The organism is Amycolatopsis oliviviridis, assembly GCF_014654365.1.
Taxonomy (GTDB): Bacteria; Actinomycetota; Actinomycetes; order Mycobacteriales; family Pseudonocardiaceae; genus Amycolatopsis; species Amycolatopsis oliviviridis.
The window spans coordinates 160,995-184,977 of record NZ_BNAY01000008.1 but is presented as its reverse complement, the minus strand read 5'-3'; the positions used below and the strand labels follow the sequence as shown (position 1 = coordinate 184,977).

At 70.0% G+C, this 23,983-nt stretch carries 17 protein-coding genes and 1 riboswitch; of the genes, 9 read left to right on the top strand and 8 right to left on the bottom strand.

Features of this window, described 5'->3' with window-relative positions:
- Nucleotide 1: 1 nt before the first annotated feature.
- From paaC to paaE, 3 genes are read left to right on the top strand one after another with little or no spacing between them, the layout of a single operon-like run.
- Nucleotides 2-859, top strand: a complete 858-nt coding sequence (paaC, locus tag IE302_RS30905; protein WP_191257964.1) for a 1,2-phenylacetyl-CoA epoxidase subunit PaaC — start codon at nt 2-4, stop codon at nt 857-859.
- Entirely contained in the window at nt 853-1,341 is a 489-nt protein-coding gene (gene paaD, locus IE302_RS30900; RefSeq protein WP_191257963.1) for a 1,2-phenylacetyl-CoA epoxidase subunit PaaD, read from the top strand. The genes paaC and paaD overlap by 7 nt, the downstream gene beginning before the upstream one ends.
- Before the next feature lies 1 nt (nt 1,342).
- Nucleotides 1,343-2,428: a 1,2-phenylacetyl-CoA epoxidase subunit PaaE gene (gene paaE / locus IE302_RS30895; protein ID WP_191257962.1), complete on the top strand. Its 1,086-nt coding sequence runs from the start codon at nt 1,343-1,345 to the stop codon at nt 2,426-2,428.
- A gap of 60 nt (nt 2,429-2,488) precedes the next feature.
- Here paaE and IE302_RS30890 read toward each other — a convergent pair whose 3' ends face one another.
- Nucleotides 2,489-4,060, bottom strand: a complete 1,572-nt coding sequence (locus IE302_RS30890; RefSeq protein WP_191257961.1) for an ABC-F family ATP-binding cassette domain-containing protein — start codon at nt 4,058-4,060, stop codon at nt 2,489-2,491.
- 119 nt (nt 4,061-4,179) lie between these two features.
- Here IE302_RS30890 and IE302_RS30885 point away from each other — a divergent pair, with 119 nt between their 5' ends.
- The gene (locus IE302_RS30885) at nt 4,180-5,268 is read left to right on the top strand and encodes a dihydrofolate reductase family protein (RefSeq protein ID WP_191257960.1); all 1,089 of its coding nucleotides are present in this window, start codon (nt 4,180-4,182) and stop codon (nt 5,266-5,268) included.
- Between the two features lie 201 nt (nt 5,269-5,469).
- Here IE302_RS30885 and cobN read toward each other — a convergent pair whose 3' ends face one another.
- From cobN to IE302_RS30855, 6 genes are all read right to left on the bottom strand, one after another.
- A complete protein-coding gene (cobN, locus tag IE302_RS30880; RefSeq protein WP_191257959.1) occupies nt 5,470-9,051 on the bottom strand; it encodes a cobaltochelatase subunit CobN in 3,582 nt (1,193 codons plus the stop codon).
- A gap of 53 nt (nt 9,052-9,104) precedes the next feature.
- A riboswitch (cobalamin riboswitch) is annotated at nt 9,105-9,191 on the bottom strand.
- A 587-nt stretch (nt 9,192-9,778) separates the two neighbouring features.
- A complete protein-coding gene (locus IE302_RS30875; protein WP_229908034.1) occupies nt 9,779-11,038 on the bottom strand; it encodes an HNH endonuclease signature motif containing protein in 1,260 nt (419 codons plus the stop codon).
- Between the two features lie 172 nt (nt 11,039-11,210).
- The gene (locus IE302_RS30870) at nt 11,211-11,888 is read right to left on the bottom strand and encodes a UvrB/UvrC motif-containing protein (protein WP_191257957.1); all 678 of its coding nucleotides are present in this window, start codon (nt 11,886-11,888) and stop codon (nt 11,211-11,213) included.
- Nucleotides 11,885-12,130 (bottom strand): helix-turn-helix transcriptional regulator, encoded by a 246-nt coding sequence (locus IE302_RS30865; protein ID WP_005162705.1) that lies wholly within the window; start codon nt 12,128-12,130, stop codon nt 11,885-11,887. Before IE302_RS30865 ends, IE302_RS30870 begins: the two co-directional genes overlap by 4 nt.
- Before the next feature lie 3 nt (nt 12,131-12,133).
- Nucleotides 12,134-12,958 (bottom strand): ABC transporter permease, encoded by an 825-nt coding sequence (locus IE302_RS30860; protein ID WP_373308043.1) that lies wholly within the window; start codon nt 12,956-12,958, stop codon nt 12,134-12,136.
- Between the two features lie 23 nt (nt 12,959-12,981).
- Nucleotides 12,982-13,890 carry an ABC transporter ATP-binding protein gene (locus IE302_RS30855; RefSeq protein ID WP_191257955.1) on the bottom strand — a complete coding sequence of 303 codons (909 nt, stop codon included), beginning with the start codon at nt 13,888-13,890 and terminating at the stop codon, nt 12,982-12,984.
- Nucleotides 13,891-14,004: 114 nt separating this feature from the next.
- On the opposite strand from IE302_RS30855, the gene IE302_RS30850 reads away from it, so the two are divergent.
- From IE302_RS30850 to IE302_RS30840, 3 genes are read left to right on the top strand one after another with little or no spacing between them, the layout of a single operon-like run.
- Nucleotides 14,005-15,102 carry a ferredoxin-like domain-containing protein gene (locus tag IE302_RS30850; protein WP_191257954.1) on the top strand — a complete coding sequence of 366 codons (1,098 nt, stop codon included), beginning with the start codon at nt 14,005-14,007 and terminating at the stop codon, nt 15,100-15,102.
- Entirely contained in the window at nt 15,099-15,722 is a 624-nt protein-coding gene (locus tag IE302_RS30845) for a precorrin-8X methylmutase (RefSeq protein ID WP_191257953.1), read from the top strand. Before IE302_RS30850 ends, IE302_RS30845 begins: the two co-directional genes overlap by 4 nt.
- Nucleotides 15,719-17,224, top strand: a complete 1,506-nt coding sequence (locus tag IE302_RS30840; RefSeq protein WP_191257952.1) for a precorrin-2 C(20)-methyltransferase — start codon at nt 15,719-15,721, stop codon at nt 17,222-17,224. Before IE302_RS30845 ends, IE302_RS30840 begins: the two co-directional genes overlap by 4 nt.
- Here IE302_RS30840 and IE302_RS30835 read toward each other — a convergent pair.
- A complete protein-coding gene (locus IE302_RS30835) occupies nt 17,215-17,844 on the bottom strand; it encodes a LuxR C-terminal-related transcriptional regulator (protein ID WP_229908033.1) in 630 nt (209 codons plus the stop codon). The two genes, IE302_RS30840 and IE302_RS30835, sit on opposite strands and share 10 nt — an antisense overlap.
- 93 nt (nt 17,845-17,937) lie before the next feature.
- On the opposite strand from IE302_RS30835, the gene IE302_RS30830 reads away from it, so the two are divergent.
- The gene (locus IE302_RS30830) at nt 17,938-21,600 is read left to right on the top strand and encodes an nSTAND1 domain-containing NTPase (protein WP_191257951.1); all 3,663 of its coding nucleotides are present in this window, start codon (nt 17,938-17,940) and stop codon (nt 21,598-21,600) included.
- A 121-nt stretch (nt 21,601-21,721) separates the two neighbouring features.
- Entirely contained in the window at nt 21,722-23,896 is a 2,175-nt protein-coding gene (gene helR, locus IE302_RS30825) for an RNA polymerase recycling motor ATPase HelR (protein WP_191257950.1), read from the top strand.
- Nucleotides 23,897-23,983 lie beyond the last annotated feature (87 nt).

The window sequence follows — 23,983 nt, the reverse complement described above, 5'->3', positions numbered from 1 at the left end:
CATGAGCTTCGACAACGCCTACGAGGCGATCACCGAGGAGAACGACTCCCGCTGGGCCTTCGGCACCGGGTTCGAGGATCCGCTGTCCGGTGTGGACACAGGAGTTCCGTCCGGTGTGGACGGTGCTCGGCTGGCGGCCTACTGCCTGATGCTCGGCGACGACGCGCTGATCTTCTCGCACCGGCTGCAGGAGTGGTGCACGAACGCGCCCGAACTCGAGGACGAGGTCGCGATCGCCAACATCGCGCTCGACCTGCTCGGGCAGGCGCGGCTGTTGCTGGCCCGTGCGGGCAAAGCGGACGGCAGTGAGCGCACCGAGGATTCCTACGCCTTCTTCCGGAGCGAGCAGGAGTACCGCAACGTCCGGCTCGCCGAGCTCGAAGGCGGGCACTTCGGGCACCTGATCGCGCGGCTGCTGGTGTTCTCGATCTGGCGGCTGGCGCTCTTGCAGCGGCTTCAGTCCTCTGTGGACCCGGTACTGGCGGCGATCGCGGACAAGGGCGTCAAGGAAGTCGCCTACCACCGCGACTACGCCGCGCAGTGGGCCGTCCGGCTCGGCGACGGCACCGAGTTGTCCCACGAGCGCATGCAGGAGGGGCTCGACGCTGTCTGGCCTTACGTGGGCGAGCTCTTCGTCGCGCACGAGGCCGAGTTCGTCGATTCGCCGTCGCTGCGCCCGGAGTTCGACGCGATCCTCGACCAGGTTCTGGCCGTCGCTCACTTGACACGGCCTGAGGTCGGCGCGCTTGCTGGGGTCTCCGGCCGAATGGGGCGCGACGGCGTGCACACCGAGCGGATGGGCTTCCTGCTGGCGACCCTGCAAAGTGTCGCCAGGGAACACCCGGACGCGACATGGTGACCGCGTACGCCGTGGCGGCCACGGTCACCGACCCGGAACTGCCGATGCTCACCCTCGCCGACCTCGGCGTGCTGCGTGAGGTGTCCGAAGAGGACGGTCGAGTGGTCGTGGCGATCACGCCGACCTACACCGGCTGCCCGGCGATGGACACCATGCGCGACGACCTCGTGCACGCGCTCACCGGCGCGGGTTACGGCGACGTCGAGGTCCGCACGGTGCTTCAGCCCGCGTGGTCCACCGACTGGATCACCGAGGACGGCAAACGGAAACTGGCCGAGGCCGGGATCGCGCCGCCGGGGGCCGCGCCGCGGCGGACCGGCCCGATCCCGCTCACGCTGAGCCCGGCGGTGTCTTCGGTCCGCTGCCCGCGTTGCGGCTCCGCGGACACCGAGGAGCAGTCCCGGTTCAGTGCGACGGCGTGCAAAGCCTTGCGCCGCTGCCGGTTCTGCCTCGAACCGTTCGAACACGTCAAGGAGATCTAGCGTGACCGCAACATCTCTTGCAACCGCGCCGCGCCGCACGGGATTCCACTCCCTGAAAGTGGCGGACGTCCAGCGGCTGTGCGACGACGCCGTCGCGGTCACGTTCGACGTGCCCGAAGACCTCGCGGAGACCTTCCGCTTCAAGGCAGGCCAGTCGCTGACCCTGCGCCGCGAGGTCGACGGCCGCGACGAGCGCCGGTCGTACTCGATCTGCGCGCCCGCCGGTGCGGCGCCGCGGGTCGGCGTCCGCGAGGTGCCGGGCGGGCTGTTCTCGTCCTGGCTCGTGCGCGAGGTGAAACCCGGCGACGAGATCGAGGTCGCGCCGCCCACCGGCAGCTTCAGCCCCGATCTCGAAGCCGCCGGGCACCACGTGCTGATCGCGGCCGGCTCCGGAATCACGCCGGTGCTGTCGATCGCGTCCTCGCTGCTCAGCGACTCGGACGCGACGGTGACCGTGCTCTATGGCAATCGGCGCACGGACACCGTCATGTTCGCCGACGACCTCGCGGACCTCAAGGACCGCTACCCCGCGCGGCTCGAACTCGTCCACGTGCTCTCCCGAGAGCCACGCGAGGCCGAACTGTTCACCGGACGGCTCGACGTCGAGAAACTGCGGCGCCTGTGCACCGTGCTCATCCCGGTCGAGGACGTCGCGCACTGGTGGCTGTGCGGGCCGTTCGAGATGGTGACCGGCGCGCAGGATCTGCTGCGCTCGCTGGACGTCGCCGACGAACGCGTGCATCAGGAACTGTTCTATGTGGACACTCCGCCGGAACCGGTGCGGCACGTCGACCCGGCCGTCGTGGGTTCGTCCAGCGAGGTCACGCTGGTCCTCGACGGCCGGTCGACGACGATGACGCTGCCGCGCGGCTCTTCGCTGCTCGACGGCGCGCAGAAGTACCGCCCGGACCTGCCCTTCGCCTGCAAGGGCGGGGTGTGCGGGACCTGCCGGGCGAAGATCTGCGACGGCCAGGTGGACATGCGGCGCAACTTCGCCCTGGAGAAGGCCGAGGTCGACGCCGGGTTCGTGCTCACCTGCCAGTCGGTGCCGGTGTCCGACGCCGTGACGGTGGATTTCGACGCCTGACCACCCGCAATTCGTCCTCTGGATGCGGTAGTTGCGTGCGCAAGTACCGCATCCAGAGGACTAAATGCCGAGGGGTAGCCACCTGGTGATGCCGATGTCGGCGAGGAACGGCCGGTCGTGGCTCGCCACGATCAGCGCGCCCCGATAGGCCGACAACGCCTCGGTGAGCCGGCGGACGCTCGCGAGGTCGAGATTGTTCGTCGGCTCGTCGAGCAGCAGCAGCCGTGGTGTGGGCTCGGTCAGCAGCAGCGTCGCCAGCGCCGCCCGGAACCGTTCCCCGCCAGACAACGACGCCACCTCGCGGTCGGCCGTCGTCCCCCGGAACAGGAACCGCGCCAGCCGCGCGCGGATCTCGTTGTCGGTGAGCGACGGCGCGACCGAGCGCACGTTGTCCACAATGGACATCGCGTCGTCGAGGATGTCGAGCCGCTGGGGGAGCAGCCTGGCGGGGACGAACAGCTCCGCTTCGCCCGACTCCGGCGGGAGTTCGCCGGTGATCGTCCGCAGCAGGGTGGTCTTCCCCGACCCGTTCGGGCCGACGAGCGCGATCCGTTCGGGGCCCATGACGTGCAGGTTCACCGGCGGGCCGAACCGGGGCACGGCGTCGATCCGGAGCACGTCCGTTCCGCGCGGGACCGTGGTTTCCGGGAGTTCGACGCGGATCTCGGCGTCCTCGCGCACCAGGTCCTCGGCCGCCTTCAGCGCTTCGACGGCGTCCTCCAGCCTGTCGGCGTGCAGGTTCCGGTGCTTGCCCGCGGCGATCTGCGCGTCCTCCTGACGTTTGCGCATCCGCACCTTGGGTTCGCGTTTCTGGTCCCACATCTTCTGGCCGTACCGGGCCCGCCGGGCGAGTTTGATCCCGGCTTCGATCAGTTCCCGTTTCTGGCGCTTGACGTCGGATTCCGCTGCACGCAGATGCCGCCGCGCGGCCTCCTGGGCGACCTCGACGGCGTGCTCGTAGTCCGCGAGATCGCCGCCGTACAAGGTGACCTCGTGGTCACGGACCTCGGCGATCCGGTCGACCAGCTGGAGCAGCTCGCGATCGTGCGACACGACCACGAGGATCCCGCTCCAGGCCGCCACCTCGCGGTGCACGAGTTCGCGCGCCCGCAGGTCGAGGTTGTTCGTCGGTTCGTCGAGCAGCAGCGCGGCGGGACGCCGCAGGAGCAGGGCGGCCAGCCCGAGCAGCGTGAGTTCACCACCGGAGAGTTCGCCCGCCCGCCGGCCGAGCCGGACGGCGCCCAGGCCGAGCCTGTCGAGGATCGCGCGGGTGCGTTCCTCGACGTCCCAGTTGTCGCCGATGGTGCTGAAGTGCTCCTCGGTGGCGGTGCCGCTCTCGACGGCCCTGATGGCCGCGCGGACCGCGGTGACGCCCAGGACGTCGTCGACCCGGCGTTCGGTGTCGAGGACGAGGTTCTGGGGCAGATAGCCGAGTTCGCCGGGCGCGGTCACCGAGCCCGTGGTGGCTTCCAGCCGTCCTGCGAGCAGCCTGAGCAGCGTGGACTTGCCTGACCCGTTGGTGCCGACCAGGCCGGTGCGGCCTGCCCCGATGGTGAGCGAAAGACGCTCGAACACCGGGACGCCGTCGGGCCAGGTGAAGGTGACGTCGGAAAGCGTCAAGGAAGAAGACATGAGACTCCCTGCGAAGGAGGTGGGATGAGGGCGCAGGTTCGTCTCAGAAGATCACCGGGTCAGGGTAGCCCGCGGGTGGCCGCCCGGCGACCGGTTTTCGCGGGGGCATACTGGCGGGCGTGACCGAACGACCCCACGTCCTGCTGTCCGCCGCGGTTTCGCTGGACGGATACCTCGACGACGCGACCGACACCCGCCTGGTGCTGTCCAACGAGGACGACTGGGCCAGGGTGGACGGGCTGCGCGCCGCGTCCGACGCGATCCTCGTCGGCGCGAACACGGTCCGCGCGGACGACCCGCGCCTGCTGGTCCGCTCGCCGGAGCTGGTCGCCGGACGGGTCGCGGCCGGCCGCCCGGAACAACCGGTCAAGGTCACGCTCACCCGCGGCGGGTCGCTCGATCCGGCGGCGCAGTTCTTCACCGTCGGGGACGCGGAGAAGCTGGTCTACGCGCCGCCCGGCGTCGTCACCGGGGTGAAGGCGACGGTCGTCGACCTGGTGGACCTGCGCGGAATGCTGGCCGACCTCCACGCGCGGGGCGTGCGGCGGCTGATGGTCGAAGGCGGCGGCGCGATCCACACGCAGTTTCTCACCGAGGGGCTCGTCGACGAACTCCACCTGGCCGTCGCGCCGTTCTTCGTCGGTGACCCGCGAGCCCCCCGGTTCACCGGGCCCGGCGCGTTCCCGCGCGGCCTCACGCTCGTCGGCAGCACGCGGCTGGGCGACATCGCCGTGCTGGAGTACCACGCCACGCCGGAACCGTCCGAAGTGGACATCCTGCGGCTACGTGAGGCCATCGCCCTCGCCGAGAACTGTCCGCCGCGGACTTTCCGCGTCGGCGCGGTCATCACCGACGCCGGCGGCGAAGTGATCTCCACCGGCTACTCGGGCGACGGGGATCCCGCCAACCACGCCGAAGAAGCCGCGCTCGCCAAACTCGAACCCGGGGACCCGAGACTGGCGGAGGCGACGATGTACACGTCGCTGGAGCCGTGCAGCTCGCGGACGTCACATCCGCGAAGCTGCACCCAGCTCATCCTCGACGCCGGCATCCCGCGCGTCGTGTTCGCCTGGCGCGAGCCGTCGGTGTTCGTCGACTGCGTCGGCGCCGAGACACTGGAGGCGGCCGGACGCCGGGTGATCGAGGTGCCTGCCCTCGCCGCCGACGTCCGCCGCGCGAACACCCACATCGCGGGTGTCCACCTGTGAACTACTTGCAGGCGTCGCAGCAGCCGCAGCCCTGACCGGTGCACGCCGAGCAGCAACCGTGGCGAAGCACGACCTTCAACAGACGCTTGATCATCGCTGTCCTCCCGATCGTTGTCATCCCACCGCCCTTGTCACGCTAAGTTCTGCGCATACGACACTGGTACCGCCGGGAGTGCTATGCCCCGGTTCCAGCGGGTGATGTCAGGCTTCGAGGTCCCCCTCCAGCGATAAGTAGACCTCGCGCAGTTGAGCCAAAAGATCGGCGTCGGGCTCCGCCCACAGCCCCCGATCGGCCGCCTCGTTCAGCCGCTCGATGATGCCGCGCAACGCCCACGGGTTGGCCTGGCGCAGGAATTCCTGATTGACCTCGTCGAGCACGTAGGACTCGGTGAGCTTCTCGTACATCCAGTCGCCGACCACCCCGGCCGTGGCGTCGAAACCGAAGAGGTAGTCGACCGTCGCCGCCAGCTCGAAGGCACCCTTGTAACCGTGCTTGCGCATCGCCGCGAGCCAGCGCGGATTGACCACCCGGGCCCGGAAGACGCGGGCGGTCTCCTCGCCGAGGGTGCGGGTGCGGACCGCGTCCGGCGTGGTGCTGTCACCGACGTAGGACGCGGGCGCGGTGCCGGTCAGCGCGCGGACCGTCGCGATCATCCCGCCGTGGTACTGGAAATAGTCGTCGGAGTCGGCGATGTCGTGCTCACGGGTGTCGGTGTTCTTGGCCGCGACCACGATCCGCTTGTACGAGTTCTCCATGTCCTCGCGCGCCGGCCTGCCGTCGAGGTCGCGGCCGTAGGCGAACCCGCCCCAGACCGCGTAGACCTCGGCGAGATCCTTGTCGTCGCGCCAGTTCCCGGAATCCATCAGCGGCAGCAGGCCCGCTCCGTACGCGCCGGGTTTGGAGCCGAAGATCCTCGTGGTGGCCCGGCGTTCGTCGCCGTGCGCGGCCAGATCCGCGCGGGTGTGGGCGCGCACGAAGTTCTGCTCGTCCGGTTCGTCCAGGTTCGCGACCAGGCGCACGGCGTCGTCGAGCAGCGTGATCACGTGCGGGAAGGCGTCGCGGAAGAACCCGCTGATCCGCACGGTGACGTCGACGCGCGGGCGCCCGAGTTCGGCGAGCGGGATCGCCTCGATCCCGGTGACCCGCCGCGACGCCTCGTCCCAGACCGGCTGGACTCCCAGCAGGGCCAGGACTTCCGCGGCGTCGTCACCCGAGGTGCGCATGGCCGACGTGCCCCACACCGAGAGGCCGACCGAACGCGGCCAGTCGCCGGTGTCTTCCTTGTACCGGCGGAGAAGCGAGTCGGCAAGGGCCTGGCCGGTCTCCCAGGCGAGGCGGCTCGGGATGGCCTTCGGGTCGACGGTGTAGAAGTTGCGGCCGGTCGGCAGCACGTTGATCAGGCCGCGCAGGGGAGAACCGCTGGGGCCCGCCGGGATGTAGCCGCCGTCGAGCGCGTGGAGCACGGCGTCGATCTCGGCGCCGGTGCCCGCCAGCCGTGGCACGATCTCGGTCGCGGCGAAGGTCAGCACGCGCGCGACCTCCTGGTGTTCCGGCACTTCGGCGACGACCTCGGCGACGGCGGCGGGGGACCAGTCCCTGGCCTCCATCGCCTCGACGAGCGACCGGGCGGTCTGCTCGATGGCGTCCACTTCGGACAGTGGCGCGTCGCTGTTCTCCTTGAGCCCCAAGGCGGAGCGCAGGCCGGGGACAGCGCCCTGTTTACCGCCCCACATCTGCTGGGCGCGCAGCATCGCGAGCACGAGGTTGATCCGCGCCTCGCCTTCCGGCGCGGCACCGAGGATGTGCAGGCCGTCGCGGATCTGGGCGTCCTTGACCTCGCACAGCCAGCCGTCGATGTGCAGCAGGAAGTCGTCGAACTCCGCGTCGTGCGGGCGTTCCTCGACACCGAGGTCGTGGTCCAGCTTCGCGGCCTGGATCAGCGTCCAGATCTGCGCGCGGACCGCGGGTAGCTTCGCCGGGTCCATCGCGGCGATGTTGGCGTGCTCGTCGAGGAGCTGCTCGAGGCGGGCCATGTCGCCGTAGCTCTCGGCACGGGCCATCGGCGGGATCAGGTGGTCGACGATCGTGGCGTGCGCGCGCCGTTTCGCCTGCGCGCCCTCGCCCGGGTCGTTGATCAGGAACGGGTAGATCAGCGGCAGGTTGCCGAGGACGGCGTCCGGCGCGCAGGAGTCCGAAAGACCCGCGGTCTTGCCGGGAAGCCATTCCAGCGAACCGTGTTTGCCGAGGTGGACGACGGCGTGCGCGCCGAACTCCTCCTCCAGCCAGCGGTACGCGGCCAGATAGTGGTGGCTCGGCGGGAGGTCCGGGTTGTGGTAGATCGCCACCGGGTTCTCGCCGAATCCGCGCGGCGGCTGGATCATCAGGATGACGTTGCCGGACTGCAGAGACGCGAGCACGATGTCGCCGTTGTCGACGTAGAGCTCGCCTGGGGCGGGACCCCAGTGCTCCTCCATGCCCTCGCGAAGTTCGGCGGGCAGTTCGGCGAACCACGCGCGGTACTTGTCCGCGGGGACACGGATCGGGTTGCCGGAGAGCTGTTCCTCGGTGAGCCACTCCGGATCCTGGCCGCCCGCGGCGATGAGCGCGTGGATCAGGGCGTCGCCGTCCGGCTGGTCGGTGCCGGTGGGCTCGACGCCGGGGAACGGGTCCTCGCCGAGGTCGTAGCCCTGGTCGCGCATGCGGCGCAGCAGCTCGATCGCGGACGCGGGGGTGTCGAGGCCGACGGCGTTGCCGACGCGGGAGTGCTTCGTCGGGTACGCGGACAGCATCAACGCGATCCGGCGCTCCCGCGGCGGCGTGTGCCGCAGGCGGGCGTGGGCGAGCGCGATCTTGGCGACCCGCGAAGCGCGCTCGGCGTCCGGCACGTACTTGGGGAGGCCGTCGTCGTCGATCTCCTTGAACGAGAACGGGACGGTGATGAGCCGGCCGTCGAACTCGGGGACGGCCATCTGGTTGCCCGCGTCGAGCGGGGAGAGCCCGTCGTCGTTGGCGGACCAGGTCTCGCGGTCGCTGGTGAGGCAGAGCGCCTGGAGGATCGGGATGTTGAGCGCGGCCATCTCGGCGACGTCCCACGCTTCGTCGTCCCCGCCGGCGCCGACCTCGGACGGCTTCGTGCCGCCGGCGGCCAGCACGGTGACCAGGAGCGCGTCGGCCTTGGCCAGCTCGGCCATCATCTCCGGCTCGCGGGTGCGCAGGGACGCGCAGTGGATCGGGAGCGCGCGGCCCCCGGCGGCCTCGATGGCGTCGGAGAGGGCGTGGACGAACTCGGTGTTCCCGGACAGGTGATGCGCGCGGTAGTAGAGGATCGCGATGACCGGGCCTTCGGTGTGTTTCGGCTCGCGTTCGAGGACGCCCCACAGCGGCTGCACGGCGGGCGGCTCGAAGCCGTCACCCGTGAGCAGAAGCGTGTCGCTCAGGAATCGGTGGAGCTGGGTGAGGTTGGCGGGGCCGCCCTGCGCGAGATACGCGTGCGCCTCCGCCGCCGTGCCCGCCGGGACCGTGGACAGCTTCATGAGCTGCGCGTCCGGCGTCTGCTCGCCGCCGAGGACCACCACGTGCGCGCCGCTCGCGCGGACCGTGTCGAGCCCTTCCTGCCAGCTCCGCTCGGACCCGAGGATCCGGACGACGACGATCTTGGCGCCGTCGAGCAACGTGGGCAGCTCGCTCAGATCGAGCCGGGCGGGGTTGGCCAGCCGATAGTCGGCCTCGCTGGCGCGTGCGCTGAGCAGGTCGGTGTCCGAAGTGGACAGAAGCAGGATCACGGCAGTCCTCACTCGGGGTGTCCGCGCCCCGGGTCGTGCGGTCGCGACGGCCGGAGTTCCTGGCTTCCCTCTCCGGTGCCTGTGCGGGCTCCGTCGGGGTGACAGTGGCGGGACCGCCCCGGACTCTCACCGGGTTCCTCCCTCTGCCGTCGCGCGGGTTCCCGCTCACTCTCCGGTGCGGTCCGGCGGGAGTCAAGGTGATGTGTCCTTCAGACGGGGTGGCGCGGTGTTCGTGCTGGTCAAGGTGGTCGTGAGTGGCGATTCGGGTTAGAACCCGAATCGTATTTACCTACCCACTGGTGTGACTGGCGGCCGAGCGCGGAGGAATTGGGACGTTGAACGTCCGGAATCCTCCCCTGTCATCTCGTCTGCGGCCGGTCGTGACCGGTACGACCTTGATCAACGGAGGATCGGGGACGTTGAGTGTCCCCGATCCTCCGTTGATCAAGGTCCGAGGCCGGGCGATCCACGCGACGGTGCAGGAATCGGGACACTCAATGTCCCAATTCCTGCACCGTCGAGCCCGGCGGCCGCTGAACCGCCACCCTCGCGCAGCTCAGGCGTGGGTAGGTAAATGCAGGTCCGCTCTAACCCGAATCGCCACTCACGACCACCCCGACCCAGGCGACGGGTGAGTTGGGAGCGGATGTGCCGGTCGGATGCGGTCCGCGGGCATGCCGAGGGGCCCGTCGCCGGTGTGGGTGGCGGGCTCCTCGGGTCGTGCAGGTTAGGCCGGGGCGCGGTGGAGGGTGTTGCGCCGGGATCTTCGGAGCGGGTCCAGGTACTGGGGTGGGATGAACTCGGGGAGTCCGTCGGCTGCCATGCGGACTTGCCAGTCGCCGTGGTGGATCAGGCGGTGGTGGAAGCTGCAGAGGAGTACGAGGTTCCGGAGGTCGGTGGGTCCGCCGTCTGCCCAATGCTCAATATGGTGAGCGTGACAGTTCTTGGGTCTTCGATGACATCCGGGGAACGCGCAGCCTCGGTCGCGGATGTTCAGTGCCCGTCGCTGGCCTGGGGTGACGAACCGGCGTAGTCGTCCCACGTCGAGGGGTTCCCCGGCCGCGTTCATCACCACCGGCAGCATCAGGCAATCGCAGGCGGCCATCCTGGCCTCGCGAGCGGTCATGGTGCCGACGAAGTCCAGGCACGCTTTCCCGATCCCAGACTTGAGCTCTTCGAGCCCGATGGTGACGTGCACCAACGTCCGGTAACCGCTCGTTCCGGGCTGATCAGGACACGCGATCGCGAGGTCAAGAAGTTCGGCCCAGGCGTCGCCCAGCCGTTCGCACTTCATCCGCAGATCCGCCTGACCGAATTCGTCCACCGGACGCGGCTTCGCATACGCCTCCAGCGCTGCGGCGGTGCGGGCACCGGTCTCGTCATCGAGCAGGCCGTTCAGCTTCCAGAACCCGTCCTTGCGACGCTCCAGCGTGACTTCCCGACGCGGCTGCTTCGGCTCCGGCTCTTTCGGCTCGTTGCCGTCGGGGTCGAGCCAGCCGAGAATCTTCGCCTCGGCCTTCACCAGCTCACGAGGCCCAGCGCTTCTGGCGAGGTCGGCGAGGGTCTTCTCCGCACTCTCCCGATCCTCCACCGACGTGGTGGACGGGATCCTCGCCAAGATCGCCAGGATCTGCTGGATCCGCTCGCCCCCGATCAACCCCTCCGCCGCCACCGCAGCGGTAGTGGGTGCGACAGCCGGAAGCGCACTCCCATCGAGAGCCCGCGTCGGATTCAACGCGATCGCCTGATTCACCACCGGCCGGGCCTCACCCCATGAAAGCCCCGCCACATCCGCGAACCACGCAACCGTGGATCCATACCCGAACAAGTCTTTCGCGCCCCGAGACTCGACCTCCGCCAGATACCGCCCCAAACCGGCGGAAGCGACCCGCATCACCTGCAAGAACTGCTGCACGCCATGCGCAAGCTCCAGCTTGCCAGCGCGCCACAACTCCTGCGGCAACTCGGGAAGAACAGTCTCGGACACCCCTCCAGAATACCCGAAAAAATCGAACAAGTGTTCGTAATTTTAAGTCACCACAAACCCGTGCATTTCCCACTGATGGGTGATCCGGAAATCTCGCAATTAGTCCTCTAAATGCGTCACGCGAGCGTGGCGTGGCGCTCGGGCCCAGTCACCACCGTCTGCAATTAGTCGACTAATTGCGTGGCCGTCGGAGTATGGCGATCTCCTCCCGAAGAGAAACGACGGCCTCCGCGAGAATCACCGGATCGACGGTCGCGGCCCATTCCCGGATCAGCTCGGACCGCCGCCGAACGACCTTTTTCTCCTGGTCACGGATGACGCCCGCCTGGTTGTACTCCTGAGCGTCGACGGCCGCTTCCTTGCGTCGCCGATATTCGGCGATCTCCGAAGTCAGGAGATCGATCTCGGGCGGCGGGTCGGCGGGTCCGCGGACCGGGGTGCCGGGGCCAGGACCGCCCCAGACGGCGTTCTCGTCGAGCAGGGGAGCCCAGATCCGGGCATGGGCCTCCCGGATCAGCTCCTCCGTCACCCCGTGTTCGCCCAGTACGCGAGCCGGTCCGCCGCCTGCCGCCGACAAACCGGCGACCGACTCGATGAAGCCGTCGCGCCGCAGCACTTCGCGGACCTCGGCGGTGACCGGAAAGCCTTCGACGGTCTCGACGGCCGGTGTCGTGTCCGAGGCGGCCGCTTTCTCCAGTTGCCAGATGAGGACATCGCGAGAGACGCCCAGGGAGCTGAAAAGCGCGTACCCGACACTCTCGTCGAGGATGGCGAGCAGGAGTTCCTCGCCGCCGACCCGATCCCGCCCCAGCCGGACCGCGTGAGCATGTGCCCGCTCCAGCAGGCTCACGCCGACCGCTCCGACGAGGAATCACCGATCCGCGGGAAGGGGGCGGTGGAGAAGATGATCTCCACCGCCACCTCGAAGAACTCCGCGATCCGCAGCGCGAGGTAGAGGCTCGGGCTGTACTCGCCGCGTTCGAGATAGCCGATGGTCTGGTAGTGCACGCCCAGCGCATCGGCGAGCTCGCGGCGGGAGATGCCCCGTTCCGCCCGCAGCATCGCGATCCGGTTGTAAACGACCTCGCTCATGAGCTAGCCAATTCGCTGCATCGCCTTTTCCCGTCGTGCCGCCACCGAGGACCCGGATTCGCGGCGCGCCATCCGCCGCAGGACCACCGGGGCCAGTACCAATCCGATCACGGACCACGCGGACAGTACGCCGAGGGTCTCCCAAGGCCGCCAAGAGTGCCCGATCTCGATCATCACCGTCGAGTCCGGCAGCAGCGCCGACCGCATGCCGAGGCCGAGCCAGTACATCGGGAACACCTGGCCGATGCCCTGGAGCCACTCCGGCAGCGCGGTGATCGGGTAGAAGATCCCGGAGATCGCGCCGATGCCCAGTGTCGGCAGCATGATCAGGCCGATGCTGCGCGCGTTGGTGGTCAGCGAGCCGAAGATCGCGCCGAGCGGCATGGTCGCGAGCAGCCCGAGCACCAGTACCCACAGCAGGCCCAGCCAGGACGTCAGCCCGCCCGGGGCGATGCCGTCGAACAGGATCAGGCTGGGGATCAGCACCAGCAGCATCCCGATGACGGTGCCGATGGAGATCGTGACGACCTTGCCGACGAGGTAGCCGAGCATCCCGTTCGGGGTCGCCTTGGCACGCAGGAGCGTGCCGTCCTCGCGTTCGACGGCGAGGACGCCCGCCATGCCGAGCATGCCGCTGAACACGATGCCCGCGCCCAGCACGCTCGGCACGGTCGCGGCGCCGAGCGAGAACTCCATGCCCGGCAGTTTCGCGTCGCGCATGAAGAACATGACGACGATGAAGATCGCCGGGAAGATGAAGGTGTTGAACAGATCTTCGCGGTTGGTCATCGTCTGCAGCGTCTCGAGCCAGCCTCGTTTGACGCCCATCCGGACACTGTGCTGAACCGGGTTCACAGCGCACCCACCTCCACGAGCGGCGTCTCGGCCTTGCGGACCAGGGTCATGTACGTGTCTTCGAGCGACGCCCGCCGGACCTCCAGGTCACCGATGGCTTCCCCGTGCTGTTTGAACAGTTCGTGCACGTACTTCGTCGATTCCGTCGTCGAGTGCACGAACCGCTGGCCGTCCAGCGTCCAGCGCACCTCGGCCTCGCCGGCGATCTGCCTGCTCAGCGCGTCGGCCGAACCGTCGGCCACGATCCGCCCGTGGTTCAGGATCAGGATCCGGTCGGCCAGCTTCTCGGCCTCGTCGAGGTCGTGCGTGGTGAGCAGGATCGTCGTGTCGTCGTCATCGGTCAGCCGGTGCACGAGTTCGTGGAACTCGCGCCGCGCCTCCGGGTCCAGCCCGGCGGTCGGCTCGTCGAGGAACAGCAGTTCCGGGCGGCCGACGATGCCGATCGCGACGTCGAGGCGGCGCCGCTGCCCGCCCGAGAGCATCCGGACCCGCTTGTCCGCGTGCGCCGTCAGCCCGACCGCGGCGATCAGCTCGTCCGGATCCCACGGCCGCTTGATGCGGTCCGTGGAGTACGGCGCGTAGTAACCGCCCAGGTGCTCCAGCAGCTCCCGCACCCGCCATTTCGCGTGGTCACGCCAGGACTGCAGGACGACCCCCAGCCGCGCCCTCCAGTCCTCGTCCGCGTGCGCCGGGTCGATGCCCAGCACGCTGACCTCGCCCTCCGACCGCATCCGGAAGCCTTCGAGGATCTCGATCGTCGTGGTCTTGCCCGCGCCGTTCGGCCCCAGCAGGCAGATCACCTCGCCGCGGTGCGCGGTGAAGTCCACGCCGTGGAGGACGTCGTTCGTCCCGTACCGCATCCGGAGATCTCGGACGGAGATCATCACGTCGTGTGGATCTCTCATAGGTCACCCCCATCTCAGTGCTGCGATCGAATGTAGCACACCTACTACATTCGGTCCGATGATTACTCCTCCCGACCGTGCGCATTTAAAAGATGGGCCATCTACAGTGAGCGCATGTCCACGAGCGCACGTGTCCGAGCCGACGCGTGCCCCGGTGTTTTCGCCACGCACGACGCCGCGGACGGTCCGCTCGCCCGGGTCCGGTTGCCCGGCGGCGCCATCACCGCGGACAGGCTCCTGGCCCTCGCGGACGCCGCCGAAGACCTCGGCGACGGCGCCCTCCACCTCACTTCGCGCGGCAACGTCCAGCTGCGCGGCGTCACCCGTCCCGGTCTCGCGGACAGGCTCGTCAAGGCCGGGCTGCTGCCCTCGCCGTCGCACGAACGCGTCCGCAACATCCTTGCTTCGCCCCTGAGCGACGTCGCCCAGGAACTTGCCGCCGCGCTCGACAGAGCCCTCTGCGCCGACCCCGAACTCGCTGAACTCCCTGGACGCTTCCTCTTCGCGCTCGACGGCGGCGAAGGAGACGTCGCGGGAGAAGGCACCGACGTCTGCTGGCGCGACGGCGCGGTGTTGCTCGCCGGCGACGACACCGGCCTGCGCGTTCCCGCCGAGCACGCCGTCGACGCGCTGCTCTCGGTCGCGCGCGCGTTCCTCCGGACACGGGGGACGGCCTGGCGGATCAGCGAACTCGCCGACACGAAACCCCTGATCAGGGGTATACCAGGCGAAACAAAGGAGCCGCAAAGCTTCGAAACCAGGCCCGGCCTGCCCATCGGGCCGATCGGTGACGCGATCGCGGTCGCCCCGGTCTTCGGCCGCCTGACCTCGGCCCAGGCGCGCGCGATCGCGAGGGCCGGGGACGCCGTGGTCACCCCGTGGCGATCCATCCTGGTCCTCGGTCCCCTGGAGCCGGACACGGGCCTGATCGCCGATCCGGACGCGCCGTCGCTCGGGATCAGCGCCTGCGTCGGACGGCCGGGCTGCGCGAAGTCGCTGGCCGACGTCCGGGCCGACGCGGCGCGGATCGGCCGGGCCCCGAGAGCTCATTTCGCCGGTTGTGCACGGCGTTGTGGAAAACCCGCGCACGAGCACGTCGACGTCCTCGCGACGGAGGACGGCTATCTGGTCGACGGGGCGTTCGTCCCGGTCGGCGAGCTGGCGAAGGCGTTGGCGGAGAAGGGCAGTGCCGAAGTGAAGGGGCAGCAGTGATCGACTACATCCGGGACGGGGCCGAGATCTACCGGCATTCGTTCGCCACCATCCGCGAGGAGGCGGATCTCGCGATCCTCCCCGACGACGTCGCGGTGCTGGCCGTGCGGATGATCCACGCCTGCGGGATGGTCGACCTGGTCGACGACCTCCGCTACAGCCTGGACGTCGTGGAATCCGGCCGCGCCGCCCTCGAAGCGGGTGCGCCGATCCTCTGCGATGCCAACATGATCGCCTCCGGCGTGACCCGCAAACGTTTGCCTGCCGCCAACGAGGTGCTGTGCACGCTGTCCGATCCGAAGGTGCCGGGGCTGGCCGAGCGGATGGGCACCACCCGGTCCGCGGCCGCGCTGGAACTCTGGCGCGACAAGCTGCCCGGTTCCGTGGTGGCGATCGGCAACGCGCCCACCGCGTTGTTCCGCCTGCTGGAACTGCTCGACGAGGGGGTCGGCGCCCCGGCGGCGATCATCGGTGTCCCGGTGGGTTTCGTCGGCGCCGCCGAATCCAAAATGGAACTCGCCGAGCGGGCACCCGCGCCGTACCTGGTGGTGCACGGACGACGTGGCGGCAGCGCGATGGCCGTCGCCGCGATCAACGCGATGGCGAGTGAGGTCGAATGAGCGGGCTCGGGAAACTCTGGGGTGTCGGGCTCGGGCCCGGTGACCCGGAACTGATGACGGTCAAGGCCGCGCGGCTGATCGGCGAGGCCGACGTCATCGCCTATCACAGCGCGCGGCACGGCCGGAGCATCGCGCGGTCGGTCGCCGAGCCGTACCTTCGGGACGGCCAGCTCGAAGAGAAGCTGGTCTACCCGGTCACGACCGAGACCACCGACCATCCCGGCGGCTACGAAGGCGCCATCGCCGACTTCTATGAGCTGAGCGCGAAGCGGCTCGCCGAACACCTCGACGCCGGACGCGACGTGGTGGTGCTCTGCGAAGGCGACCCGTTCTTCTACGGCTCCTACATGTACATGCACGAACGGCTCGCGGACCGCTACGAGGCGACCGTGGTGCCCGGCGTGACGTCGGTCAGCGCGGCGTCGTCAGTGCTCGGCCGTCCGCTGGTGCAGCGCGACGAGGTCCTCACGATCCTCCCGGGCACGCTGCCCGCGCCGGAGCTCGCGCGGCGCCTGGCCGACACGCAGGCCGCGGCGGTGCTGAAACTCGGCCGCACGTTCGGCAACGTCCGTGAGGCGCTGGCCGAGGCCGGGAAGCTGGACGACGCCTTCTACGTCGAACGCGCGACCTGGCAGGCGCAGCGCGTCGAGCCGTTCGCCGACGTCGACCCGGAGTCGGTGCCGTACTTCTCGCTCGCGTTGCTGCCCAGCCCGGCGTACGCGTCCCGGCTCGCCGACGAACCGGAAGCCCCCCGGACGCGGGAAACGCACACCGGCGGAGAAGTCGTGGTCGTCGGCCTCGGCCCGGCGGGCCCTGGCTGGCTGACGCCCGAAGCGACCGAGGAACTGGCCGCGGCGGAGCACATCGTCGGCTACGGCCCGTACGTCGCACGGGTCCCGCAACGCGCGGGCCAGCAGCGGCACGCGTCGGGCAACCGGGTCGAGGCCGAACGCGCCGTCGAGGCGCTGGAACTGGCCGCGAACGGCTCCAAGGTCGCGGTGGTCTCCTCGGGTGATCCCGGGGTGTTCGCGATGGCGTCGGCCGTGCTGGAGCAGGTCGCCGCCGGGCACGGCGCGGGCACGAGGGTGCGGATCGTGCCGGGGGTGACCGCCGCGCAGGCGGCCGCGTCCCGCGTCGGCGCGCCGCTGGGTCACGACTACTGCGTGCTTTCGCTGTCCGACCGGCTCAAACCATGGGAGATCATCGAACGACGGCTCGACGCGGCGGGCGCGGCGGATCTCGTGCTCGCGCTGTACAACCCGGCGTCCCGCACGCGGATCACGCAGCTCGCGCAGGCCCGCGACGTCCTGCTGCGGCATCGCGCGCCGGAGACCCCGGTGGTCGTCGCCCGCGACGTCGGCGGACCGGAGGAGGACATCCGCGTCGTCACCCTCGGCACCCTGGAGCCGGCGGAAGTGGACATGCGCTGCCTGTTGATCGTGGGTTCGTCGAAGACCCGCGCCGAGAACGGCGTGGTCTGGACGCCGCGCAGTTACGAATGACGGCCAAGCCCGGCGTTCCGGGCTTGGCCGAGCAGCACCTCACGGTCGTCCGTGCCCACCTTGGCGTGGATCGACGACACGACGTTGCGCACGGTTTTGGTCGCGAGCCCCAGCTGCCGTGCCACCTGCGCGATCACCAGCCCGCCCGCCAGGAGGTCGAGCACCTCGTGCTCCCGTGAGGTCAGCCGCGGGAACACCCGGATCGGCTCGGACGCGGCCAGCAGGCCGTAGAGCCGGTCCGCCGCGCGTTCGCCGAACACGACCGCGCCCGCCGCGACCTCGCGGATGAACCGGACCAGATCGTCGTGGGCCGCGCTCCGGGACAGGACGCCGCGGGCGCCCGCGAGCATCGCGGCGACCACGAGGTCGCTGTCGCCGGGCGGGGTCAGCGCGAGCACCGCGGTTCCCGGTACGCGGGAAGACACTTCGCGTGTCACGGCGAGCCCGTCGAGCGCGGGCGGGTGAACGGACAGGACGAGGACGTCCGGGTGCAGCGCGATGGCGTGCCAGACCGCTTCGCGTTCGTCGGGGGTATGGGCGACCACCTCCAGCTCCGAAGACACGGGCGGTTCGGGGACACCGGCGAAGACCACACTCACCACTGGGGTTCGAATCGGCACGCCATCGGTTGTAGCGCAGAACTTTTGTACAGTGTCCGGCCGTTTTCGGTGAACAATGTCCATTCGATAACGCTTCGACGATCGGGGGGCCTGGTGCCGAGACGCGAGCGCCCGCTGGGGCCGGGCGACGACGTCGTCATGCGGTTCGCGGCGGATCTCCGGCTGCTCCGCGAGAAGGCCGGAGGGCCGACGTACCGCGAGCTTTCGACCCGCGCCGGCTACTCGGCGGCCGCGCTGTCCGAAGCCGCGGGCGGCCGGAAGCTGCCGGGGCTCGCGGTCACGACCGCGTACGTCACCGCGTGCGGTGGCGACGTCGCGGCCTGGGAGGAACGCTGGCGCGCGGTCGCCGCCGGGCTCGCCGCGGCCTCCGGCGAACGGGACGACACCGAGCTCCCGTACCTGGGGCTGGCCGCGTTCCAGACCGCCGACGCCGGCCGGTTCTTCGGCCGCGAGCGCCTGGTCGCCGAGCTGACGGGCAAGCTCGCCGAACGACGGCTCGTCGGCGTCTTCGGCGCGTCGGGCTCGGGGAAGTCGTCCGTCCTGCGGGCCGGGCTGGCGGCCGCGAGCGAACGCCCTGTCGTCCTCCGCACGCCGGGCGAGCACCCGCTCGAAGCGGATATCGACGCCGAGGGGCGGCTGCTGATCGTCGACCAGTTCGAGGAGGTCTACACGCTCTGCCGGGACCAGACCGAACGCGAGAAGTTCGTCGACGCGCTGCTCGCGCTCGCCGGCGACGAGCACGGGACCCGGGTCGTCCTCGGCGTCCGCGCGGACTTCTACGGTCACCTCTGCCGTCACGCCGGTCTGGTCGAGGCGCTGACCGACGCGCAGGTGATGGTCGGCCCGATGACCGCGGACGAACTCCGGACCGCGATCGTCGAACCCGCCGTCCGCGCGGGCTGCCGGGTCGAGGCGGCACTGGTCACGACGCTCGTCGCCGACGCCACCGGCCAGCCCGCGATGCTCCCGCTCGTCTCGCACGCGCTGCTGGAGACCTGGCGGCGGCGCCAGGGGATCACGCTGACCAGCGCGGCGTACGAGGCCGCGGGCGGGATCCTGAACGCGATCGCGCAGACCGCGGAGGCGGTCCACACGGATCTCGAACCGGACAGGCAGAGCGTCGTCCGGCAGATCTTCCTGCGGCTGACCGCGCTCGGCGAAGGCACCGAAGACACGAAGCGCCGCCTCAACCGGCGCGAACTCGACGACGATCCTGCTACCACGGAAGTCCTCGAACGCCTCGCCGACGCGCGTCTGCTCGTCCTCGACCGCGACGGCGTGGAGATCGCGCACGAGGCCTTGATCCGCAGCTGGCCCCGGCTGCGCGACTGGCTCGCGGAGGACCGCGAAGGACACCGCCTGCATCGGCAGCTGGCCGAGGCGACCGAGCTGTGGGAGTCGCTGGACCGCGACAAGGGCAGCCTCTACCGCGGCACGCGGCTGGGTCTCGCCGCCGAATGGGCGGCCAGGGAGCCGGACGCGTTGAGCATGCGCGAGCGGCGGTTCCTGGAGGCCGGGCTCGACGCCGAAGCGGAGGAGACCGCCGTCGGGCGCAAACGGACGCGGAGGCTGCGAAGGCTCGTCGTTCTCCTTCATGTGCTGCTGATCCTGGCGGTGGTGGCGATCGTGTACGCCGTCGATGCCGAGAACACCGCGACCGATCAGCGGAACGTCGCGCTCGCGCGCAAGGCCGTGGTCGACGCGAAGACGTTGCGGGAGTCGAACCCGGCGCTGTCGGCGCAGCTCAGCCTCGCCGCGTACCGGCTCGCGCCGATCCAGGAGACCCACGACGGCCTGCTCGCGTCCATGGCGGCGCCCTTCGCCACCCGGATGACCTTCGATCCCGGTGACGTCACGGTGGCCCTGAGCGGGCAGCTCATGATCACCGCCGACTCCTACCGGGCGACGCAGGTGTGGTCCATCGCCGATTCGCGGCGTCCGGCGCTCCTGGCGACGCTGCCCGGCTCGGAGGAGGTCCGCGGGCCGCTCGCGTTCAGCCGCGACGGACGGGCTTTGGCGACCACCACCCGGGACCACCGGGTCCGGCTGTGGGATCTGACCGATCCCCGGCGTCCGGTGCGGAAAGCCGACGTCACCGGCCACCAGGACACCGTGCTCTCCACCGATTTCAGCCCCGACGGCCGTGTTCTCGTCACCGGCTCGGTGGACCACAGCGTCCGGCTCACCGACGTCGGCGACCTCGGCGCGCCGAAACCGCTCGGTGCGATCCCGGCCGAGCAGCTCGAACGCGCCGTCTTCAGCCCGGACGGCAGGCTGCTCGCCGTCACGAACACGAACTGGACGGCGGAACTCTGGGACGTCACCACGCCGTCCGCGCCGCTGAAGCGCTCCGTCCTTTCCGGACACCAGGACCTGCAGCTCACCCCGTCGTGGAGCCCGGACGGAAAACGGCTGCTCACCACCAGCTGGGACCGCACGGCGAAACTGTGGGACGTCGCCGATCCGGCGGCACCGCGTCCGCTGACGACGTTGACCACCCCGGCCGTGGTCTGGGCAGCCGGGTTCAGCCCGAGCGGCAGGCTCGTGGTGACCGCGGGCGACGACCAGTCCGTCCGGCTCTGGGACGTCACGGGACAGGCGAAGGAACTGCCGCCGCTGTCCGGGCACACGAACGCCATCTGGTGGGCGGCGTTCTCCCCGGACGGCAAGACCATCGTGTCCACCAGCGCCGACCGGACCGTCCGGTTGCAGGACGTCGGCGAACTGGCGCTGGCGTCGAGCGCGGGCTGGAACGCGGGCCTGTTCACCGAGCAGGGGCGGATCCTGGTCACCGCCGGGGACGACGTGCGGCTCTGGGCGATGGACGACCTCCGCGCGCCGAGACAGCTCGCGAAGCTCCCCGGCCCGGCCACCGTCACCGCCGTCGCGCTCAGCCCGGACCGGCGCAGCCTCGCGCTGGCCGCGCACGACGGTGCCGGTGTCGCCGGGACGTTCGTGCTCCAGCGCTGGGACATCAGCGATCCGACGGCACCGAAACTGACGGCGTCGACCGAGGTGAAACCCACGTACTCGCTCGCGTTCAGCCCGGATGGGAAGACCTTCGCCTCCGGCCACGACGACGGGCCGGTCCAGCTCTGGGACGTCGGCGATGCCACGCGGTTCGCCGAACCACGGGTCCTGCCGGTCGGCGACGGCACGATCTGGTCGCTCGCGTTCACCCCCGACGGGCGGACGCTGGCGGCGGCTCAAGGTCTCGACTCGTCCGTGGTGACGCTGTGGGACGTCGCCGACCCGAAACGGCCCGCTCTGGTGTCGAGCCTGCGGCCCGACGGCGGCGCGTTGTTCAAGATGGCGCTCAGCCCCGACGGTCACACGCTCGCCGCGGGCAGCAGCGATCGCAACGTCTACCTCTGGGACATCGCCGATCGCGCGCACGCCGTGCGGCTGGCGAAACTGGGCGGCAATCCCGAAGGTGTCGGGCATCTCGCGTTCGGCCCGACCGGACGGGAACTGGCGGCTTCGGCGTTCCGGACCGTGCGGGTCTGGGACCTGGCCGATCCGCGGAATCCGGTCGAATCGGCGCAGCTCACCGGCTTCGCCGCGACGGTCAACTCGCTGGCGTTCCGCGACGACGGGCATACGCTCGCCATCGGGAGCAGCGGCGTGCAGCTGTGGCAGACGGACGCCGCGCGGGTGGCTGAGGAGATCTGCCGGTTGGCGACGCCGAGGATCACGCGGGAAGAGTGGGAGAAGTACTTTCCGGGGCTCGAATACGCGCCACCGTGCGGTGCATGAGAAAAGCGGTAGAGAAACTCTCTCCGTAATAAACATATAGCGCATGGGGGGACTTGCCACAAGACCCCGGTCATGCCGCACACTCACTCGCCGTAGCCGAAACCTGGCGAAATGGGAGTCTGTGTCAACTCAGGGTCATGAAGAAGAGCTCCGGTCCGAACGCGACTACGTCGCCGGGCTCTACACGCGCCTGGACGCCGAACGCGCCCGGGTGAAGGGGGAGTTCCAGGCCGCGCTGGGCGGGACCGGCGGGACGGCCATGGAACGCGACGTCGAGGTGCGCGCGCTGGCCAGGGAGTCGCGGCGGCTGGACGTCGTGGACAACGGCCTGTGCTTCGGCAGGCTGGACAGCCTCGCGGGGGAGACCTCCCACATCGGCCGCATCGGTCTCTTCGACGAGGAGAACGACTACGAACCGGTGCTGCTCGACTGGCGGGCTCCGGCGGCGCGCCCGTTCTACACCGCGACCGCGGCGACGCCGGAGAAGATGCGCCGCCGCCGTCAGTTCCACACGCACGGGCGTGAGCTGCTCGGGTTCACCGACGAGGTGTTCGGCCGTCCCGGGGGCGACGCGGAGGGTGACGCGGCGCTGCTCGCGGCCGTCAACGCGCCGCGGGGTGAGGGGATGCGCGACATCGTCGCGACGATCCAGGCCGAGCAGGACGAGATCATCCGGCACGAGCATCCCGGAGTGCTCGTGATCGAAGGCGGGCCGGGCACCGGGAAGACCGTCGTGGCGTTGCACCGTGTCGCCTACCTGCTGTACACGCAGCGCGAGCGGATGGAACGCCACGGCGTGCTCGTGGTCGGGCCGAATCCGGCGTTCCTGCACCACATCGGCCGGGTGCTGCCGTCGCTGGGCGAGACCGACGTGGTGTTCATGACCACCGGCGATTTCGTGCCCGGCAAGCATGTCACCGCCGAGGACGGCCCGGAGGCGACGCGGCTCAAGGGGTCGCTGAAGATGCTGGACGTCCTCAAGGCCGCCGTCGCCGATCGTCAGCGGCTGCCGGAGGAGCCGGTGCTGATCGAGCTGGCCGACGTCACCGTCCGGATCGACGCCGAGACCGCGGAATGGGCGAGGGACGAGGCACGCAAGAGTGGCTTGCCGCACAACGAAGCGCGGGTGACGTTCACCGACATCGTCACCTACGTGCTGACCGAGCGGGCGATCGCGCGGATCGGCCGCGGCTGGCTCAGCCGGGACGACCGCGACGAATGGGAGCGGCTGCGGAAGGACCTGCTCAAGGAACTGGCCGAGAGCGAGACGTTCACCACCGCGCTCGACGACCTCTGGCCGATCCTGACGCCGGAAAGCCTGCTGGGAGCACTGTTCTCGTCCTCGGAGAGGCTGGCGGCCGCGGGCGCCGACCAGGCGTTGCTGCGCGCTGACGGGGAGGCCTGGACGGTGTCGGACATGCCGCTGCTCGACGAGCTCGTCGACCTGCTCGGCCGCGACAAGGCGGCGGACCAGGCGGCGGAAAAGGCGCTCGCGCGGGAGAAGAAGGCCGAGGCCGAGTACGCCGAAGGCGTGCTGGACACGATGAAACTCGACCGCGAGGAGATGGACGAGGACGTCATGCTGTCCGCGGAGAACCTCCTCTTCGCCGACGAACTCGCCGACCGCTTCGTCGAGCACGACACGCGCAGCCTCGTCGAGCGCGCCTCGGCGGACCGGGACTGGACGTACCGGCACGTCGTCGTCGACGAGGCACAGGAACTGTCCGAAATGGACTGGCGGGTGCTGATGCGGCGCTGTCCCAACCGGTCCTTCACCGTCGTCGGGGATCTGGCGCAGCGCCGGTCCGAAGCCGGGGCGCGGTCGTGGGACGCGATGCTGGCGCCGTACGTGCCGGGCCGCTGGGTCTACCGGTCGCTGACGGTGAACTACCGCACGCCGTCGGAGATCATGGCCGTCGCCGCGTCGGTGCTCGCCGAGTTCGCGCCGGACGTCCGGGCGCCGGAATCGGTACGTGCCAACGGTGTCCGGCCGTGGGCGCGGCAGGTCTCCGAGGAATCGCTGGCCGGCGCCATCGAGGAGTTCGTCAAGGACGAGGCGGGTCGTGAGGGCACCAGCGTCGTGATCGGGCCGCCGGGGGTGCCGGGGACCGTGCCCGCTTCGGAGACGAAGGGGCTCGAGTTCGACGCCGTCCTCGTCGTGGACCCGGCGCGGATCCTCGCCGACGGCCCGCGTGGCGCGGCTGAGCTGTACGTGGCGCTCACCCGCGCTACGCAGCGGCTGGGGGTGCTGCACGAGGGCGCGTTGCCGTCCGCGCTGGCGTGCCTGAACCCGTAACTCGCGTGATCAGACACCGCATTCGCGTGCTTGGAGGTGGAACTCACGAGTTCCGCCTCCAAGCACGCGAGTCACGGGTTCAGACAC

Bases quoted from the DNA above. Each gene is read 5' to 3' on its own strand.
- IE302_RS30865 (WP_005162705.1), bottom strand. From the start codon at position 12,130: ATGAGCGAGGTCGTTTACAACCGGATCGCGATGCTGCGGGCGGAACGG.
- IE302_RS30840 (WP_191257952.1), top strand. From the start codon at position 15,719: ATGAGCGGGCTCGGGAAACTCTGGGGTGTCGGGCTCGGGCCCGGTGAC.
- IE302_RS30860 (WP_373308043.1), bottom strand. From the start codon at position 12,958: ATGGGCGTCAAACGAGGCTGGCTCGAGACGCTGCAGACGATGACCAAC.
- paaD (WP_191257963.1), top strand. From the start codon at position 853: ATGGTGACCGCGTACGCCGTGGCGGCCACGGTCACCGACCCGGAACTG.
- IE302_RS30855 (WP_191257955.1), bottom strand. From the start codon at position 13,890: ATGAGAGATCCACACGACGTGATGATCTCCGTCCGAGATCTCCGGATG.
- paaC (WP_191257964.1), top strand. From the start codon at position 2: ATGAGCTTCGACAACGCCTACGAGGCGATCACCGAGGAGAACGACTCC.
- IE302_RS30890 (WP_191257961.1), bottom strand. From the start codon at position 4,060: ATGTCTTCTTCCTTGACGCTTTCCGACGTCACCTTCACCTGGCCCGAC.
- IE302_RS30850 (WP_191257954.1), top strand. From the start codon at position 14,005: ATGTCCACGAGCGCACGTGTCCGAGCCGACGCGTGCCCCGGTGTTTTC.